Source organism: Acidithiobacillus sp. AMEEHan (assembly GCF_030996345.1).
Classification (GTDB): Bacteria; Pseudomonadota; Gammaproteobacteria; order Acidithiobacillales; family Acidithiobacillaceae; genus Igneacidithiobacillus.
The window spans coordinates 2332641-2349557 of the sequence record NZ_CP118747.1 but is presented as its reverse complement, the minus strand read 5'-3'; the positions used below and the strand labels follow the sequence as shown (position 1 = coordinate 2349557).

Here is a 16917-nt window from a genome sequence, read left to right as displayed (position 1 = left end):
ATGAGTATCGAAGGGGACGAGCTGTTACAAAAAGCCTTGGCATCGAAAGAGGAAAATTATCTGGATGCTGCCTATGCGGTCTTGGGCGGAGACAACAAAAACGATCAAGTAGCGCAACTAGCAGGCTTTTTCTTTGATAGCAATAACTGTGAAGCGCTACGTAAAATTTGCGCCAATCAGCAGGTCGATGCAGAACAAGCACGCGAATGGGAAGTCAGCGATGCGGAGTATTGCCTAGCCCAGAAAATTGCCCTGCTGGCACGGCGGGTGGAGAGAGCACGCGAAGGCCTCGGCAACTGCTGAAATTGCCGTAGGACGTTTTGCTTCAATCCCAAGGGCGGGGGCCTGACGAAAACGCTCCCAGTGTTTGCCAAAGCGCTTGCTCTCCCGCTCCCTCCGGGCTTCCAGATAGCCCAGCAGGATCCCTGCGCTGAAACCAAGCGCACTATGGCGGCTTTCCGCATGAAAGAGCTGCGGCAAGTCCTGATGTGCTACCTGAGCATCGCGAATGATTCCGGCCGCGTCCAATAATGCATGCAGCTGTCTGCCGAAAGCCTTGGTATCTTTGTTCGGCCAGAGCTCGGAAACATGACGCAGGGTATCCCGCAGGTTTTTGAGCGCAATGCGCAGTCGGTGAAATTGCGCAGTTTGCTCCGGTTCCACAAAAAGCAGATGCTCATCCATGCGTTGCAGCCGTTCTTCCACGTAGCTGCGCAAACTCTGTTTGTTTTGCGGCGGGTTACGCAGTACTTGGGACCACAAGGCGAGAAGTTCCGCAGCAAGCCGCGCCCGAGAATCTACTCGTGGATCGCGCGTCGTTTTGCGTGCATCGTGCAGGGCCTCCCGCAACGGCGTCGCGGGCAGAGAGAAACGCGGGGCGATGCTCTGCCAATGCTCGGCGAGAGCGTCCAGATCCCGTTGCAGGCTCTGCTCATGAAACCACACTGCCAGACCGTTGCGTACCCCACGCAAGCGATCTTCGGGATCTGCGCCCTTGCTGAAGCGCAATAACGCACGCAGGGCGCGCACCTCTTTCCGCAACTGGTGCAAGGCGTCACACTCGTCCAGCTGCAACCAAGCCAAGCCTCCAAGAATGCTCTGCGCCGAGTAGAGGAGGAGACGGCCAAGGGCGTCACCGGCATTGTCCCGCCCGCGAATGGTGGGTGCTTTGCTTCTCGCTACGGGAATCTCCTTTCCGAGTAGCGCACTGCCGCGTGCCAGCTTACTGGCATCATCTGGGCAGAGCGGCAAACTAGCGCAAAGGGTACTGGCCAGCTGTAGGAGATCGGCAAGTTCACCGTCCACCAGTTCCAATTCGATCTCGTGAATTGGTCGCTGCTGACCAGCGGCACGGATCTCTCCCCAGTCTGCAGCGAGCAGGATACGGGCATCTTGATGGCGCACTTCGTGCTCACGCCGCTGAAAGACAGTTTCCATGACCGGGACGAGTGCACGATGTAAATGAGGCGCAAGCACTGTCATCAGGGCCTCATCAACGGCAAAGACGCCGAGATCCGGCTTTTTGCTGCGTACCGGTTGATTCCATTCCGGGCGCTGATGCAGACCCCCGTCTACGCTCCCCGCGAGTTTGACCGTCGCCACCCAGTCGCGGCCTTCCTTGCGTACACGGTAAGCGATCCCCGCTGCCCGTAGGGCGCCATCCGCACTATCGTAGTAGATGGCGTGCATCTCTTTCGGGGCTATAGCGGCACTGTCCACCAGAGGGTGGTGCAGGATTTCCTCCCACAGTTCGGGGTGCAAGACCTCGAGCTTGATCTCACGCTCCATAGCGCTCCCCGGTTTCCACAAAGCGCAATATCCTAGCCCATTGCGGCAGTTCCTTGCGTGCCTCAGCTGCACGTAGATCCGCTAGGCCCAGCCCGTGCATGGCGGCACGAACATAAACCTGACTATCGTGCAGAGTGGCCACCAAAGGCAGTTCCAGTTCTCGCAGAAACTCCGACAAGATCCGTTCGGCCTGGCTGCCCAGCTTGACACGATTGGCAATGACCCCAAGACGTACTTTGCCCTTGCGAAAGCGTTTGATCTCTTCCAGGCGTTGCAAATATTGCTGGCTGGCATCCATATCGAAAGGGGAGGGCGCGATGGGCACCAGCAAAACCTCGACTTCGCCCAGCATGTCTTCCAGACGCCCGCGCTTGAGTCCTGCAGGTGCGTCAAACACCACATAATCGCTCGGCGGGTAGCCGCGAAAGTCGCGCTCGGGGTCATCGATGAGGTCGATACGCGGCAAGTGTTGCGGTCGTCGCTTTCCCCAGCTCAGGCTCGAGCCCTGGGGATCCAGATCGGCCAGCAGCACGGAACCGCGTAGGGCGAGGAGGCTGGTAAGATTGGTCGAGATCGTGGTCTTTCCCGATCCCCCCTTACTGTTCAGTACCAGCACGCGACATTGCGACTTAGCCACTGTTGCTGCCCCGGGCATATTGATCGAGGAGAGTCAGCTGGGCACTGAAGCAATCGCCATCTACCTGACGCAGAGAGCGGTAGCTGCCGTCTGCCTGCATTTCCCAGGCATTGCAGTGATCTTGCAGGTAATAGTCCAGTGCCTCGCGGCGGATGCGCTTCTTGAGATCTGGGTCGCGAATGGGAACAGCGACTTCCAGACGTCGGAACAGGTTACGTCCCATCCAATCGGCACTGGAAATCCAGACCTCTGGGTTGCCATTTCCACCGAAGAAAAAGACGCGGCTGTGTTCGAGGAAACGCCCGACAATGGAAATTACCCGGATGTTTTCCGAAACCCCAGGGATCCCCGGGCGTAAGGCGCAGGCCCCGCGAACGATAAGGCTGACCTGCACCCCGGCCTGCGAGGCATGATAGAGATCGCGGATCAGGTCGGGGTCGATGAGCGCGTTGACGCGAATGATGATGCGTCCACGCGGGCCGAGGGCGGTTTCCGCGGCGATGCGCTCGCGCATCGCGCTGAACAGATTGAAGGGGCTTTGCAGGAGGTGTTTGAGGCGGGGCGCCTGGCCGATGCCGGTGATGTGCATGAACAAGGCGTTCATGTCGGCGGTGATGCCGGGATCGGCAGTGAGCAGGCTGAAGTCAGTATAGATGCGCGCGTTGCGCGGGTGGTAGTTGCCGGTACCGAGATGGCCATAGAGGCGTATCCCATCCTCCTCGCGGCGCAGGACGAGGATCATCTTGGCGTGTACTTTGTGCTTGACGACGCCGTAGACCACCTGCACGCCAACGCTTTCCAGTTCTTCCGCCAGACGGATGTTGTTGGCTTCGTCGAAGCGCGCCTTGAGCTCGATGACTGCAGTCACCTGCTTGCCAGCCACCGCGGCATCCATCAGGGCTTGGACGATCGCGGAGTCGCTGGTGGTGCGATACAGGGTCTGTTTGATTCCCAGGACCTGCGGATCAGCGGCGGCCTGGCGGACGAAATCGATGACCGGGGTAAAGCTTTGATACGGATGATGCAGGAGCAGCGGACCCCGCCGTAGTTGGGCAAAGATCTCCTCACTGCGCAGGCAGCGGTCGGGTAGGCCCGGCACGAAGGGGGAGTAGAGCAGGTCCGGACGCGGGACCATGTCGATGATTGCCGCCATGCGGGACAGATTGACCGGTCCACTCAGGGTATAGAGGTTTTCTGCCGGCAGATCGAAGTGGCGCAACAGGTATTCATAGACATGCGCCGGGCAATTGTTCGCCACCTCCAGACGTACCGCCTCGCCAAACGGTCGCGTGGTAAGCTCGTCGGCAATCGCATCCAGCAGATTGTCGACTTCTTCCTCATCAACAAAGAGTTCGCTGTTGCGGGTCACGCGGAACTGATAGAACCCTTTTACTTCCAGACCAGGGAAGAGCTGATCGATATTTTCGTGAATCACCGAAGAGAGGAACACGAAGTCCGTAGGGCCGGCAAGCTCGTTGGGTAACTGGATGATGCGTGGGAGAATGCGCGGCGCTTGGACGATGGCGATGGGACTGTGACGCCCGTATGCATCATCTCCTTCGAGAACGATCGCAAAATTCAGGCCCTTGTTTTGTACCTTGGGAAAGGGGTGGGCGGGATCGAGGCTGAGGGGAGTCAGTAGCGGTAGGACTTCATTGCGGAAGTATTCTGCCACCCAGCGTCTTTGCGCCGCCTTCCATTCTCGTCGCCGCAGCAGATGGATTCCCTCTGTGGCCAAGGCAGGAATCAGGCGGTCATTGAGACAAGAGTATTGTGCGGCAATGATCTCGTGCGCTACCCGCGATACCGCCCGCATCTCTTCATCGGGGCCGAGACCATCGAGACCTAGCGGGCCGGCCCCATATTTGCGCCGCTGCATGACGCCAGCGAAGCGAACCTCGAAAAATTCATCCAAATTACTGGAAACGATGGTGAGGAAGCGCAACCGCTCCAGGAGTGGCACGCGCTCGTCGTCGGCCAAGGCCAGCACCCGTCGGTTGAATTCGAGGATGCTCAGATCTCGATTGAAATACAGGCCAGAGTCGTCGAGCGCTGGAGGAATATCGAGATCAGCCAAGCTGGCGATCCTCCATACGCAGCAGTGCAGCGCGTAAGGTATTCTGGAGCAGTGTGGCCACCGTCATCGGACCGACACCGCCGGGGACCGGGGTGATCCACGCGGCACGTGCCGCCGCCGGGCCAAACTCTACATCGCCAGCAATGCTGCCATCCTTCAGGCGATTGATGCCGACATCGACCACTGCGGCACCTGGTTTGATCCATCTGCCGCGCACCAGGCCAGGTTTGCCCGCAGCGGCGACCAGGATGTCGGCGCGTGCCACGTGCGCCTGCAGATCCCGGGTGAAGCGATGACAAACCGTCACGGTCGCGCCGGCAAGCAGCAATTCCAGTGCCATGGGCCGACCAACGATGTTGGAGGCACCGACGATCACCGCCTCCTTCCCTTTGATCGGTATTTCATATTCCTGCAGCAACGTCATGATCCCGGCCGGTGTGCATGAGCGTAGAGTGGGCGCACGCAGGGCCAGGCGCCCGACATTGTAGGGATGAAAGCCATCCACATCTTTCTCTACGGCGATGGCTTCGATCATGCTTTCGGCGTCGAATTGGGCAGGGAGTGGGAGCTGTACGAGAATGCCGTCGATCTGATCATCCGCATTGCAGCGGGCAATTTCCTGCAGCAGCTCCGCTGGGCTGCTGGTGGCCGCCAGGGTATGGGAGAATGACTGGATGCCTACCTGCGCGCAGGCGTTTTTCTTGTGCTGGACGTAAATCTGCGAGGCGGGATCCTCCCCCACGAGTATGACCGCGAGTCCAGGAACCCTGCCATGCTGGTTCTGAAACGTCTCCACAGTCCCGCGTAGTTGCTCACGCAGACGTCCCGCAACCGCTTTGCCATCGATCCGCACCGCCGTCATTTGCCACCCTCCGCAATCGCAGATCGGGTCGGAGCAAAGAGACGGGTTGGGGAGTCCATGAGGTCCTTCTATGGGTAAGGGCTACAATATTGATGGAGATTGTTCGGGGCCGACTGCACGTTGTCAAGCGCTTGCGACTTACTCTTGATACGCCGCCGCGTCGGTAAGATCTGCGGAGGAATGGCGCCCAGTAGCACGCAGCAGCAAAGTGATGAAGATGGCAAACAGAAAGTTGAGTGCCAGGGCATACAAACCGATGTAGCCGGGGATGATCCAGCCAAAGCAATGGAGCGCATACCCGGATTTCTGGAAATCCGTCAATGAAGCTGCCCAGATGGCCCAGCCCAAAGCAACAGCCCAGGCGATGAGTAGGGCGCGGGGGTCAAACCAGCGGGTGTAGATACCGCTGACGATCGCCGGCAAGGTCTGCAAAATCAAAATCCCACCGAGGAGCTGCAGCTGGATGGCAAACTCTGTGGGTAGCAAGAGGATGAACAGCAAAGCCCCAAATTTCACTACCAGCGATACGAGCTTCGCCATTTGCGTTTCCCGCTTTGCATCGCAGTCGGGACGGATATAGGCGCGATAGATATTTCGGGTAAACAGATTGGCGGCGGCAATGGACATGATCGCTGCGGGAACCAAGGCGCCAATGGCCACTGCGGCAAAGCCGATCCCAACAAAATAATCCGGGAAATAGCGTAACAGTAGACCAGGCATGGCGAATTGCGGTCCGTATTGATGAAAGTAGGGTGCCAGCGCCGGAATGCTGGACAAATTTGCTGCATAGGCCATGTAACCGAGCAAAGCGATCAGCCCCAGCACAAACGAATAGGCCGGGAGAAAGATCCAGTTGCGGCGCAAAGTCTTCGGGCCTTGGGAAGAGAGCACGGCGGTGGTGGCATGCGGATAGAGCATCAATGCCAAGGCAGAACCCAGTGCCAAGGTCAAATAAAAGGACTGCGTGCCCAAATTCCCGGAATGAATGGGGGGCAGATAGAGATGTTCGGCGGGAATGGCGGCAAAGATCTTCCCGAAACCGCCGAGCTTCCATGGCACGACAATGATCAAGGCCAGCACGGTGACGTAGACCAGCAGATCCTTGACCACGGCGATGGAGGCCGGCGCGCGCAGACCGCTGGTGTAGGTGAAGGCCGCCAGAACCACAAAAGCGATGATCAGAGGAAGCTCCCCGACTATGCCGTGGGTGGGAAAACCAAGGCCGCCAATCACAACCTCCACCCCCACCAATTGCAAGGCGATGTAGGGCATGGTGGCGACGATACCCGTGACGGTGATGACCAAGGCCAGCGCTGGACTATCATAACGAGCTGCGACAAAGTCCGCGGCGGTGATGAAATTGTGACGTTTGGCGATGAGCCAAAGCCGGGGGAGAACGGAAAAAACCACAGGATAGACCAATACGGTGTAGGGAAGGGCGAAGAACCCCAGGGCCCCGGCGCCGAATACCAAGGCTGGCACGGCAACGAAGGTATAGGCGGTGTAAAGATCGCCACCGATGAGGAACCAGGTGATCCAGCTGCCAAAACGGCGCCCGCCCAGTCCCCATTCATGCAAGTGCCCCAAGTCGCCGCGTTGCCAGCGTGCGGAGAGGAAGCCCAGAACGGCAATCAGCACGAAAAGGGCGACAAAAACGATGGTGGCAGTGATATGCATCGACTCAGCCCTGCCGTTCCACACGTCGCCAGGCGAGGTAGATGAAGAAACCGGAAAGCGGTACCCAGCCGATCTGCCACCAGTAAAAAAATGGGATTCCGAACAGCACCGGGGTGGCGCGGTTATAGAGCGGCACCGCCAATACCGCAATGCACGGTATCGATAAATACAGTACTCCCCAAAACCCCAGTCTTGCCGATTTTCTCTTCATGCTGCCTCGCCACTGTGTCACAGAGTGGCGAAGAATAGCAAAGAATCGCGATTGCGCTCAGTCCCTGCGCGCCGAGAGGCTGAATTCTGGGTGGTTACCAGACAGAAAGACGTCATAGCCCCAGAGTCTTTGAATCATTTCCAGGGTTGACTGCGCGTCTTTTTCGGAAAGTGGCATTGCGTCCAATTGACGCAGCTCCAAGTGTCGATCCCCCCAGCGGTCGACCTTGTCGATCACGATGTTGGGTGGGCGACTGCTCTGCGCCACCTGTTGCGCCAGGCGTTCCCGAATTTCCCGGTAGCCCGCGTCGTCATGAATGGCGGTAACCCGGTAGGCCGCATTTTCCGGGTCATTGTGCAAGGCAAAGAGGTGCAGGTCGCGAATTACCTTGGGCGAGAGGTATTGCAAGATAAAGCTGTCATCGCGAAATTCTCGCATAGCAAACAGAACCTGTTTTTTCCAGTCTGGATCGCCGGCGAAGGCAAAAAAACGGCGGTCTTCTTCCGTGGGGGCGCTGCAGATTCTCTGGATGTCCCGAAAAATAGCAAAGCCCAAGGCGTAAGGATTGATTCCGCTGTAACGCGGATCATCGTAATCGGGTTGGAAAACCACAGCCGTATGGCTGGCATAAAACTCCAGCAGGCTGCCATCCGTAATTTGTCCCGTCTCGTGTAAGCGGTGCATGATGTAATAATGCACAAAGCAGGCGAAGCCTTCATTCATGATCTTGGTTTGCCCTTGCGGATAGAGGTACTGATTGATCTTGCGTACGATCCGCAAGATTTCACGCTGCCAGCTGGGCATCTGTGGCGCATTTTTTTCGATGAAATATAACAAATTTTCGGTGGGTTCCGGCGGAAATCTCGATTCCTGCGCGGGTCGCTCGGGGCTGCTGGTCGGGGGCAGGGTGCGCCAGATCTCTGAGAGCTGCTGCTCCAGATAGCGTTCCCGTTCCTGCCGGCGCATTTCTTCCTCTCGCGCGGATAGCTTGCGCGGCCGGCGTGCGCGATCGATGCCATTTCTGGCGATGGCGTGGGCCGCGTCCAGTACCGCGCTGACCTCCTGTATACCGTAGCGTTCCTCACAGGCAGCAATATACGCCTGGGCAAAACTGAGATAATCGAGAATTCCTTCCGCATCGGTCCATTGCTGAAAAAATACATTGTTTTTGAAGAAGGCATTGTGTCCATAAGCGGCATGCGCTATGACCAGGGTCTGCATGGTCATGGTATTTTCTTCCATGAGATAGCTGATGCAGGGATTACTGTTGATGACCAGCTCATAGGCCAGGCCCATCTCCCCGCGCTTGTACTGACCCGACTCGATGGCGTGCTGTTTGCCAAAGGACCAATGGGCGTAATACACCGGCAGGCCAATGGAGGCGTAGGCGTCGAGCATCTGCTCGGCGCTGATCAATTCCAGCTGATTGGGATAGGTATCCAGGCCGAGCTCCTCCTGCGCGATCTGTGCGCAGGCGCGATCCACGGCATCCAGGCGGGAGAAGGACCAGTCATTGTCACTGAACAGGAGACGATCAACCATGTTCGAGTACCTGCGGTTTAGAGAAAAGCTCGCGGAACATCGGATATACGTCTTCCCGTTGCTGTGCCCGGGTGCAGACCATATGCGGAAAAAATTCTGCGAGTTCCTGATATACCTGGAGCAAATGACTTTCGTCATCGCGGTTCACTTCTAGATAATAAAATGCCCGAAGCCGCTGTAAGAGACGGCTGGCGACTTCCTCTACTACCGCGTTATCGGCAAAATAATTGTCGCCATCTGATGCCTGCGCCAGATAGACATTCCACTCGTCGGCGGGGAATCGTGCGGAAATGATTTCTTCGGCAAGGGCCAAGGCCGGCGATACCAGGGTGCCGCCGCCCTCGCGGGCAGCAAAGAATTCCCTTTCCGTGCATTCCTGGGCGACGCTGTGATGTTTGATAAAAACAATCTGTACGTTCTGATACTGCCGCTGCAAAAACAAGTAGAGAAGCAGAAAGAAGCGCTTGGATAAATCCTTTTCGGTTTCCCCCATGCTGCCGGAAACATCCATGATACAGATCATGCTGGCCTGGCTACGCGGCTGGGTGTGGCGGTCGATATGGGCAAAGCGCAAATCGGAATCGTCGATGAACGGCACCGCCCGCATCTTGCGCTGTAATACCGCGATTTGCGCATCGATGTCGCGCAAGCGTTCTTCCTCGATACTCACATCATCCTGTTGCTTCTTGCGTGCGGAAATATCTGCCAGCAGTTTTTCCCGTTCTTCCTGCAATGCCTCCAGGGCCCGGCGTTTACCGGCACGGAGGGCCAGTCGTCGTGCGCGGGCGGCACGCATGGTGCGCGCAACATGCATACGCGACGGGCTCCCGTCGCGCACAAAGCCGCTGCGACGCCACTGTTCTGCCTCGATCTCACCACCAGTACCCTGGCGCAGGTTGGGCAGGGAGAGGCCGTCGAAGAGGAGGTCGAGAAATTCGTCTGGCGAGAGCAGGACGCCTAGAGCATCCTCTCCCTCACCGTCCGGCGCTCCTTCGCGACCCGATTGACCGCCGCCCCCTCCCTTGGGAATCTCGTCGCCCCGCTGGAAACTCTTGTTGCCGGGTAAGACTCGATCCCAGCTACCATTCGCCGGGTCATGGCGAAAGCTCGGTTCGTGCAAATCGTTGGCGGGAATGACTACCGCTTTGTCGCCCTTGCTGAGCGACTCAATGGCCCCGTCCTGCCCATTTTCTCGACGGCCTCTTGCAGCCGCGCACGCACCCGTCGTTGCAGTCGTTCACGATTGGCGTTGGAGCGTGATCCCGAGAGACGACGATCAATGATGCTGCTCATGCAGAATCCCTCCGAGCCAACTCATTGGCTCAGTGATGTTTACGGTAGCGCATATACCAATCGACCAAGAGCCTTACCTGCTTTTCGGTGTAGCCTTTGGCGGTCATCCGGCTGACGAAGTCCTGATGTTTACGCTCGTCCTCGGATGAACTCTTCTTGCCGAAGGAGATGACCGGTAAGAGATCTTCCGTATTGGCAAACATCTTTTTCTCGATCACCGAGCGCAATTTTTCATAACTGGTCCACGCCGGACCAATACCATCATTGGCCGCTTTGGCGCGCAGGACAAAATTCACTACCTCATTGCGAAAGTCCTTGGGATTGACGATCCCTGCCGGCTTCTCGATTTTTTCGAGCTCCTCATTGAGCAAGGAGCGATCCATCAACTGGCCGGTGTCGGGATCGCGGTATTCTGTGTCCTGCAACCAGAAATCGGCATACTGGATGTAGCGGTCGAAAAGATTCTGGCCATATTCGCCATAGCTCTCCAAGTAGGCCTTTTGGATTTCCAGACCCAGAAATTCGGCATAGCGGGGCGCCAGTTCAGTCTTCAAAAATCCGACATAGCGGCTTTCGACATCCTCCGGAAATTGCTCCAGGCGGATCTGGGTTTCCAGAATATGGAGTAGATGCACCGGGTTTGCGGCAACTTCATCGGCATCGTAATTGAAGGTGCGGGAAAGAATTTTGTAGGCAAAGCGGGTGGAGATTCCATCCATTCCCTCGTCCACCCCCGCCGCATCGCGATATTCCTGCAGGCTTTTGGCTTTCGGATCTTTATCTTTCAGGCTTTTGCCGTCATAGATTTCCATCTTGGACCACAGGCTGCTGTTGCCGGGCTCTTTCAGCCGACTCAGCACGGAAAAGCGCGCGAGCATTTCCAAGGTGTCAGGGGCGCAGGGCGCGCTGCCCAAGGCGCTGTTCTCCAGCAGTTTGTGATAGATCCGCGTTTCTTCGGTGACGCGCAGGCAGTATGGCACCTTGACGATGTACACACGATCGAGGAAGGCCTCATTGCGGCGGTTATTACGAAATGCCGACCACTCGGATTCGTTGCTATGGGCGAGGACGATGCCCTGGAAGGGCATGGCACCGAAACCCTCCGTACCGTTGTAAGTTCCTTCCTGGGTGGCGGTGAGCAGAGGATGTAACATTTTGATTGGTGCTTTGAACATTTCGACAAATTCGAGAACCCCTTGGTTGGCGACGTTGAGCCCGCCGGAATAGGCGTAGGCGTCGGGGTCGTCTTGCGAGAAGTCTTCCAGCTTGCGGATATCTACCTTGCCGACCAGGCTGGCGATATCCTGATTGTTCTCATCCCCAGGCTCGACCTTGGTGATGCCAATCTGGTGCAGCTGCGAGGGCATGAGGCGGTGTACCGTAAATTTGCGTATGTCGCCGCCAAATTCGCGCAGGCGTTTGGCCGCCCAGGGGGACATCACTCCCTGCAGGGCGCGCCGCGGGATGCCGAAACGGTCTTCTAGGATTTCTCCATCCTCCTGTGGATCGAAAAGGCCGAGGGGGGACTCGAAGAGCGGCGAAACCTTGCCGTTGGCGGCCAAACAGTAGATTGGATGCTTCTCCATCAGGCTCTTCAGGCGTTCCGCCAAGGATGATTTGGCGGCTCCGACAGGACCAAGCAGATAGAGGATCTGCTTGCGTTCTTCGAGACCTTGGGCGGCATGACGGAAATAGGCCACTAGATTTTCGATGGCATCCTCGATGCCGTAAAAATCTTCGAAGGCGGGGTAGGTGAGGAGTTTACGATTCAGGAAAATCCTGGCTAGGCGGGGATCTGCCTGGGTATCCAGCACCTTGGGTTCACCAATCGCTGCCAGCATGCGCTCGGCCGCACTGGCATAGGTCAGCGGGTCTTTCGCGCAAAGGGCGAGGTACTCATCCAGCGAGAGGATGCTCTCTTGCTGCTGCAAGAAGCGTTCTTGATACTTATCGAACAGACTCATCTGCCACTCTCCTTGCCCGTGGGCTCATGGCAACTCCAACACTGGTTAGACGCCGGGATCGGAGCAACGTTTCCCCCTCTCTCCCCTTCCTCAGCTGTTCAGCATATCTTGTGCCAGGCAGATTGCACCGTGATTGGACCCCATGATTGGGCATTGTTATCTTCGTGAAGCCCGAAAGGAACTGGCGCTGTCCGTTGATGGACAGTTTGCGACATTGTCTGTGCCAAAACCGTGCGCTCCAGAACAATGACCGCACCAAGTTGGTGCGTATGGCGCGCGAAAGCTTCTTCCGGAACGGTGTTATTCGTCGCTGTCCTGCTCCCTGGGCAGGTACTCTTGACGTCGTCGGATTTCACGATATTCGGCGCGGATGGTGCCATCTTCATTCAGTCCTCGCCGGCCACGCAGGCGCCAGCGTCGCCAAGCCAGCCAAACGCTGGCAACAAGTAGAGTCAACGCGAAAAATGCGGCAAAGATGGCAAAGAAGAAGAGAGCGACAACGAGTAGAACGGCAACGCCGACAGTGATGCCGAGCTTTTGCCACCAGGTCAGGTGTTTTGTACTGACGATACGTACCTGCATTGCTCGCTCCTAGAGAAATTCTACAGTTGGGACTGTGAGGGAGGGGAATCGTTCCCTAGGCCAAGACATCGTTGGTGCATGTGCTGGCGAAGGAAGCAGTTCGCGGCCGTCCTGGAGGCGAGAGCGATGCGCGGCGGAGTGTGCCGCCCATACCCATAAGCCTCCAACCAGCGGGGTGGCAAAGGACAGTCGGCCAGCCCTGTTGGCGGGTGCGGGGAAATCTGATAGTGTCCGCAATCGAAGAGGAGATGATTTTGTCCCTGGCAAGGGTAAGCAAGCGATTAGTGGGCTCCTATAATTCATTGATTAACATTGGATATCGAAATTTATGGGCGAATCCCAGTCCCTCCTCCAGATTCCGCAGCATGGTTTTCTCTATGGCGACAAAGATCGGTCCCCTCGCAGTGGTAGGTGATGAACCCCGTCAGGCCCGGAAGGGAGCAGCGGCAGTCACTGATCCAGGTGCCGGGGTGTGGCTGGTTGGCGTCGCCTCCCTATTGATCGAGTGATGGCCGGCGTCTATCAGGCCCTGGCGCGACGCTGGCGACCGCAGTCCTTTTCCGACTTCGTCGGCCAGGAAACGGTGGTCAAATCGCTGCGCCATGCCCTGGATAGCGGGCGTCTGCATCACGCCTTTCTGTTTACCGGCACCCGCGGCGTAGGCAAGACCACTCTGGCGCGCCTGCTGGCCAAATGCTTGAATTGCGAGCGGGGAGTCAGCAGCGAGCCGTGCGGCGAGTGCAGTGCCTGTAAGAGCATTGCTGGCGGGAGCTTTGTCGATCTCCTGGAAGTGGACGCCGCCAGTCGTACGCGGGTGGATGAGACCCGCGAGCTGCTCGATAACGTGCAGTATGCGGCGACCAGCGGTCGCTACAAGGTCTACCTCATCGACGAAGTGCATATGCTCTCCACCCACAGCTTCAATGCCTTGTTGAAAACCCTGGAAGAGCCCCCCGAGCATGTAAAATTTATACTGGCTACCACCGATCCGCAAAAAATCCCGGCGACGATTTTGTCGCGTTGTATCCAGTTCCATCTGCGGCGCCTCGACCCCCCTCTGATCGTGCAGCGCTTGCACCAGATTTTGGCAGCCGAGGGCGTAGAGGCCACAGACGATGCCCTGGCGGCGCTGGCGCAAGCCGCAGATGGCAGCCTGCGCGACGCCCTGAGTCTGACCGATCAAGCGATCGCCCAAGGCGGCGGACGAGTGGATGGCGACACGGTCAGCGCCATGCTCGGCCTTTGCCCGCGCGATGTCGCGACGAGTTTTCTGCTGGCCTTGCTGCAGCGTGACAGTAGCCAGGTCTTTGCGTTGTTGCGCGAGCAGCAGGCGCTGGGGCAGGATGCCGCCGCGCTATTGGATGCCCTGATCGAAGAGTTGCATCGCTGCAGCCTGGCGCAATGGCTGCCGGAGCAGAGCGGTGCGCTGGCATCGCAGTTGCGCGATCTCGTGCACCAAGAATCTCCTTTGCTGCTGCAATCCTGGTATCACATTCTGCTCGCGGCGCGGCGGGATTTTTCCCTTTATCCCAATCCACGCATGGCGATTGAGATGGCCCTGTTGCGCCTTCTCGCCTTCCTGCTTCCGGAAGGGCCATCACAGGGGAAGAACGTGATCCGTTCCCAGGCTGATCCATTGCCCACGCCTGAGTCGGCAGATCGTATGGTAGCGCCTTCCAACCCACAAAGGGACTGGGAAGAACTTTTGCCCAAGCTCTCGTTGAGCCCTTCGCTGAGGGAATTTTTACGGCACAGCCGGGCATCGCGCTGTGATCGGGTAGTGCTGGAGCTTGCCCTCGACCCCGCCTACGAGTCTTTGTTGCGCAAAGAGGAGGCTACCCTGCGCACGGCATTGCAGAATCACTGGCAGACTGCCACGGATCTTCGCTTGACGCTCCTGGACCCCAACGCGGCGACGGGAACTCTGGCACAGGAGGCGGCAGCGCGGGAACAGGCACGACGGTCGGATATCGAGCTGCGGGCCTTGGCCGACCCACGGTTGCGAGAGTTTCAGGATGCTTTGCAGGCGCGGGTGCTGCGGGTAGAGATCATTGATCGGGCGAGCAATTCTTAATGGAGGACTAGCGATGATGAAAGGTGGCTTGGGCAATATCATGAAGCAGGCGCAGCAGATGCAGGAGCGTTTGCAGCAAGTGCAGGAAGAACTAGCGCATGTGGAAGTGCAGGGGCACGCGGGCGGCAATCTGGTAGAAGTGACCATGACCTGCCGCAACGATGTGCGGCGGGTGCGGATCGACGCTTCCCTGCTCGAGGATGGCGATAAGGAGATGCTGGAAGACTTGGTGGCAGCCGCAGTCAATGATGCCCTACGCAATGCCGAAAAGACGAGTGCGGAACGCCTTTCCACCGTCACCGGTGGTATGAATATCCCAGGTTTGAACCTGCCCTTCTGAGCGATGGCGGGTAGCACTCCTTCCCTGGACAAGATCGTCGGTCTGTTACGACGTCTGCCGGGTATCGGCCCGCGCTCGGCGCAGCGGATCGCCCTCGATCTGCTACTGCGCAAACGCGAGCTGATGCCGCAACTAGCGCTCGCCCTGCAACAGGCCCATCAGGCCATCCGCCACTGCGGCCGCTGCAACAATCTCTGTGAAGATGCGCTGTGTGGCTTGTGCAGTAATGGGCGACGCGACCACAGCATCCTCTGTATCGTTGAATCACCCGCAGATCTCTTGGCCATCGAAGACTCTGGTGCCTATCAGGGGGAGTATTTTGTGCTCATGGGGCATCTTTCGCCGCTGGATGGCATCGGTCCGGATGCCCTGCATCTCGATCTGCTGGAGAAACGATTGGCGGAGGAGGGACTGCAGGAGGTGATCTTGGCGACCAATTCGACCCTCGAAGGGGAAGCAACGGCACAATTCGTGGCGGCGCTGGTGCCTGAGGGGCTGCGCGTGACGCGCATTGCCCGTGGCATTCCCATGGGGGGAGAACTGGAATATCTGGATCGTAGTACCTTGGGGCGCGCGGTGCAGGGACGCGCTGCCCTGGAACCATAAGAAACCTTATACAATACCGTAGAAACGACGACGAGGAAGAGATCGATGATTACGGCATCTGCGCCCTTGCCTGGGGATAATGTCTTTTTTCTGTTGATGGGGGCCATACTGGTTTTTGCCATGCATGGCGGCTTCGCCTTTTTAGAGCTTGGCACCGTGCGCCGGCGCAGTCAGGTGAACGCGCTGGTCAAGATCCTCAGCGATTTCGGTATCTCCACCATCGTTTACTTTTTCATCGGCTATCACATTGCGTACGGCATCAGCTTCTTTGGCGACGTGCAGCAGCTCACCGCCAGCGACCAGGGTTTCGCCATGGTGCGCTTCTTTTTTCTGCTCACCTTTGCTGCGGCGGTGCCGGCGATCATCTCTGGCGGCATTGCCGAGCGGGCGCGCTTTGTGCCGCAACTGATGGCGACTGCCTTTCTGGTGGGGCTGGTGTATCCCTTCTACGAGGGCATCGTCTGGAACGGGAATTATGGCATTCAGGCGTGGTTTACCCAGCAGTTTGGCGCGCCCTTTCATGACTTTGCCGGCTCGGTGGTGGTGCATGCAGTGGGTGGCTGGATGGCGTTGATCGCGGTCTGGCTCCTGGGCCCGCGCCGTGGCCGCTATGGCCGTGACGGTAGCATCCATCCCATGCCGCCTTCCAATATTCCCTTCTTGGCGCTGGGCTCCTGGATTCTGATCATTGGCTGGTTTGGCTTCAATGTCATGAGCGCGCAGCAGCTGCAGGCAGTGCAGGGCTTGGTGGCACTGAATTCCTTGATGGCCCTGGTGGGCGGGATGCTGGCTGCCCTGGCCTTGGGCAAGGGGGATCCCGGTTTTGTGCACAATGGTGCGCTGGCGGGCCTGGTGGCCATCTGTGCCGGTTCGGATGTGGTGCAACCCATCGGCGCGCTCGCGATTGGTGCCATCGCCGGCGCCATCTTCGTCTACCTTTTCACCTTTGTGCAACACCGGCTGCGTCTCGATGATGTGTTGGGCGTCTGGCCTCTGCATGGTGTTTGCGGTGCCTGGGGGGGCATTGCCGTCGGCATCTTTGGTCTGCGCGCCCTGGGTGGTGCCGGCGGGGTCAGCATTGTCTCGCAGATCCTTGGTACGGCGCTCGGCCTTGCCATTGCCATGCTCGGCAGTCTCCTCGTTTACGGTCTGCTGCGCAAATTGGTCGGCATTCGCCTGGACGCAGAAGACGAATATCTGGGACCGGATCTGGCCATCCATCATGTCAGTGCCTATCCTGAGGAGGACATTCAAAAGGCCTGAG

At 58.0% G+C, this 16917-nt stretch carries 16 protein-coding genes and 1 other RNA gene; 6 read left to right on the top strand and 11 right to left on the bottom strand.

All coding sequences use genetic code 11. From position 1 onward, the window contains the following. The gene (locus ORD17_RS11970; protein ID WP_308388724.1) at positions 1 to 303 is read left to right on the top strand and encodes a hypothetical protein; all 303 of its coding nucleotides are present in this window, start codon (positions 1 to 3) and stop codon (positions 301 to 303) included. On the opposite strand, the gene ORD17_RS11965 is transcribed toward ORD17_RS11970, so the two are convergent. From ORD17_RS11965 to ORD17_RS11915, 11 genes are all read right to left on the bottom strand, one after another. Further along, on the bottom strand, positions 235 to 1788 hold the full coding sequence (locus ORD17_RS11965) for a CHAD domain-containing protein (protein ID WP_308388723.1): 1554 nt from the start codon (positions 1786 to 1788) through the stop codon (positions 235 to 237). The two genes, ORD17_RS11970 and ORD17_RS11965, sit on opposite strands and share 69 nt — an antisense overlap. Next, a complete protein-coding gene (locus tag ORD17_RS11960) occupies positions 1778 to 2425 on the bottom strand; it encodes a ParA family protein (protein ID WP_308388722.1) in 648 nt (215 codons plus the stop codon). Before ORD17_RS11960 ends, ORD17_RS11965 begins: the two co-directional genes overlap by 11 nt. Beyond that, the gene (ppk1, locus tag ORD17_RS11955; RefSeq protein WP_308388721.1) at positions 2418 to 4502 is read right to left on the bottom strand and encodes a polyphosphate kinase 1; all 2085 of its coding nucleotides are present in this window, start codon (positions 4500 to 4502) and stop codon (positions 2418 to 2420) included. The genes ORD17_RS11960 and ppk1 overlap by 8 nt, the downstream gene beginning before the upstream one ends. After that, positions 4495 to 5364 carry a bifunctional methylenetetrahydrofolate dehydrogenase/methenyltetrahydrofolate cyclohydrolase FolD gene (gene folD, locus ORD17_RS11950; protein WP_308388720.1) on the bottom strand — a complete coding sequence of 290 codons (870 nt, stop codon included), beginning with the start codon at positions 5362 to 5364 and terminating at the stop codon, positions 4495 to 4497. Before folD ends, ppk1 begins: the two co-directional genes overlap by 8 nt. Before the next feature lie 138 nt (positions 5365 to 5502). Continuing rightward, positions 5503 to 7041, bottom strand: a complete 1539-nt coding sequence (mctP, locus tag ORD17_RS11945; RefSeq protein WP_308388719.1) for a monocarboxylate uptake permease MctP — start codon at positions 7039 to 7041, stop codon at positions 5503 to 5505. A 4-nt stretch (positions 7042 to 7045) separates the two neighbouring features. Beyond that, complete coding sequence (locus ORD17_RS11940) at positions 7046 to 7252, bottom strand: DUF3311 domain-containing protein (protein WP_308388718.1); 207 nt, start codon at positions 7250 to 7252, stop codon at positions 7046 to 7048. Positions 7253 to 7309: 57 nt separating this feature from the next. After that, on the bottom strand, positions 7310 to 8794 hold the full coding sequence (locus tag ORD17_RS11935; protein ID WP_308388717.1) for a SpoVR family protein: 1485 nt from the start codon (positions 8792 to 8794) through the stop codon (positions 7310 to 7312). Then, the gene (locus ORD17_RS11930) at positions 8787 to 9929 is read right to left on the bottom strand and encodes a YeaH/YhbH family protein (RefSeq protein ID WP_308390100.1); all 1143 of its coding nucleotides are present in this window, start codon (positions 9927 to 9929) and stop codon (positions 8787 to 8789) included. The genes ORD17_RS11935 and ORD17_RS11930 overlap by 8 nt, the downstream gene beginning before the upstream one ends. Before the next feature lie 2 nt (positions 9930 to 9931). Continuing rightward, on the bottom strand, positions 9932 to 10087 hold the full coding sequence (locus ORD17_RS11925; protein WP_308388716.1) for a hypothetical protein: 156 nt from the start codon (positions 10085 to 10087) through the stop codon (positions 9932 to 9934). A 29-nt stretch (positions 10088 to 10116) separates the two neighbouring features. Then, positions 10117 to 12051, bottom strand: a complete 1935-nt coding sequence (locus ORD17_RS11920; protein ID WP_308388715.1) for a PrkA family serine protein kinase — start codon at positions 12049 to 12051, stop codon at positions 10117 to 10119. Between the two features lie 300 nt (positions 12052 to 12351). After that, positions 12352 to 12633 carry a hypothetical protein gene (locus ORD17_RS11915; protein WP_308388714.1) on the bottom strand — a complete coding sequence of 94 codons (282 nt, stop codon included), beginning with the start codon at positions 12631 to 12633 and terminating at the stop codon, positions 12352 to 12354. A 388-nt stretch (positions 12634 to 13021) separates the two neighbouring features. Here ORD17_RS11915 and ffs point away from each other — a divergent pair. The 5 genes from ffs (at position 13022) to ORD17_RS11890 (ending at position 16916) form a co-directional block, all read left to right on the top strand. Then, positions 13022 to 13118: signal recognition particle sRNA small type (ffs, locus tag ORD17_RS11910), an RNA gene on the top strand. Next, the gene (gene dnaX, locus ORD17_RS11905; RefSeq protein ID WP_308388713.1) at positions 13106 to 14707 is read left to right on the top strand and encodes a DNA polymerase III subunit gamma/tau; all 1602 of its coding nucleotides are present in this window, start codon (positions 13106 to 13108) and stop codon (positions 14705 to 14707) included. The genes ffs and dnaX overlap by 13 nt, the downstream gene beginning before the upstream one ends. 13 nt (positions 14708 to 14720) lie before the next feature. Beyond that, entirely contained in the window at positions 14721 to 15047 is a 327-nt protein-coding gene (locus ORD17_RS11900; protein WP_374693374.1) for a YbaB/EbfC family nucleoid-associated protein, read from the top strand. A 3-nt stretch (positions 15048 to 15050) separates the two neighbouring features. After that, positions 15051 to 15653 carry a recombination mediator RecR gene (recR, locus tag ORD17_RS11895; RefSeq protein WP_308388712.1) on the top strand — a complete coding sequence of 201 codons (603 nt, stop codon included), beginning with the start codon at positions 15051 to 15053 and terminating at the stop codon, positions 15651 to 15653. A gap of 45 nt (positions 15654 to 15698) precedes the next feature. Further along, positions 15699 to 16916 carry an ammonium transporter gene (locus ORD17_RS11890; RefSeq protein ID WP_308388711.1) on the top strand — a complete coding sequence of 406 codons (1218 nt, stop codon included), beginning with the start codon at positions 15699 to 15701 and terminating at the stop codon, positions 16914 to 16916. The last annotated feature ends 1 nt before the right edge of the window (position 16917 follow it).

Bases quoted from the DNA above. Each gene is read 5' to 3' on its own strand.
- folD (WP_308388720.1), bottom strand. From the start codon at position 5,364: ATGACGGCGGTGCGGATCGATGGCAAAGCGGTTGCGGGACGTCTGCGT.
- ORD17_RS11920 (WP_308388715.1), bottom strand. From the start codon at position 12,051: ATGAGTCTGTTCGATAAGTATCAAGAACGCTTCTTGCAGCAGCAAGAG.
- ORD17_RS11890 (WP_308388711.1), top strand. From the start codon at position 15,699: ATGATTACGGCATCTGCGCCCTTGCCTGGGGATAATGTCTTTTTTCTG.
- mctP (WP_308388719.1), bottom strand. From the start codon at position 7,041: ATGCATATCACTGCCACCATCGTTTTTGTCGCCCTTTTCGTGCTGATT.
- ORD17_RS11915 (WP_308388714.1), bottom strand. From the start codon at position 12,633: ATGCAGGTACGTATCGTCAGTACAAAACACCTGACCTGGTGGCAAAAG.
- ORD17_RS11940 (WP_308388718.1), bottom strand. From the start codon at position 7,252: ATGAAGAGAAAATCGGCAAGACTGGGGTTTTGGGGAGTACTGTATTTA.
- ORD17_RS11925 (WP_308388716.1), bottom strand. From the start codon at position 10,087: ATGAGCAGCATCATTGATCGTCGTCTCTCGGGATCACGCTCCAACGCC.
- ORD17_RS11965 (WP_308388723.1), bottom strand. From the start codon at position 1,788: ATGGAGCGTGAGATCAAGCTCGAGGTCTTGCACCCCGAACTGTGGGAG.
- ORD17_RS11935 (WP_308388717.1), bottom strand. From the start codon at position 8,794: ATGGTTGATCGTCTCCTGTTCAGTGACAATGACTGGTCCTTCTCCCGC.
- recR (WP_308388712.1), top strand. From the start codon at position 15,051: ATGGCGGGTAGCACTCCTTCCCTGGACAAGATCGTCGGTCTGTTACGA.
- ORD17_RS11900 (WP_374693374.1), top strand. From the start codon at position 14,721: ATGATGAAAGGTGGCTTGGGCAATATCATGAAGCAGGCGCAGCAGATG.
- ORD17_RS11970 (WP_308388724.1), top strand. From the start codon at position 1: ATGAGTATCGAAGGGGACGAGCTGTTACAAAAAGCCTTGGCATCGAAA.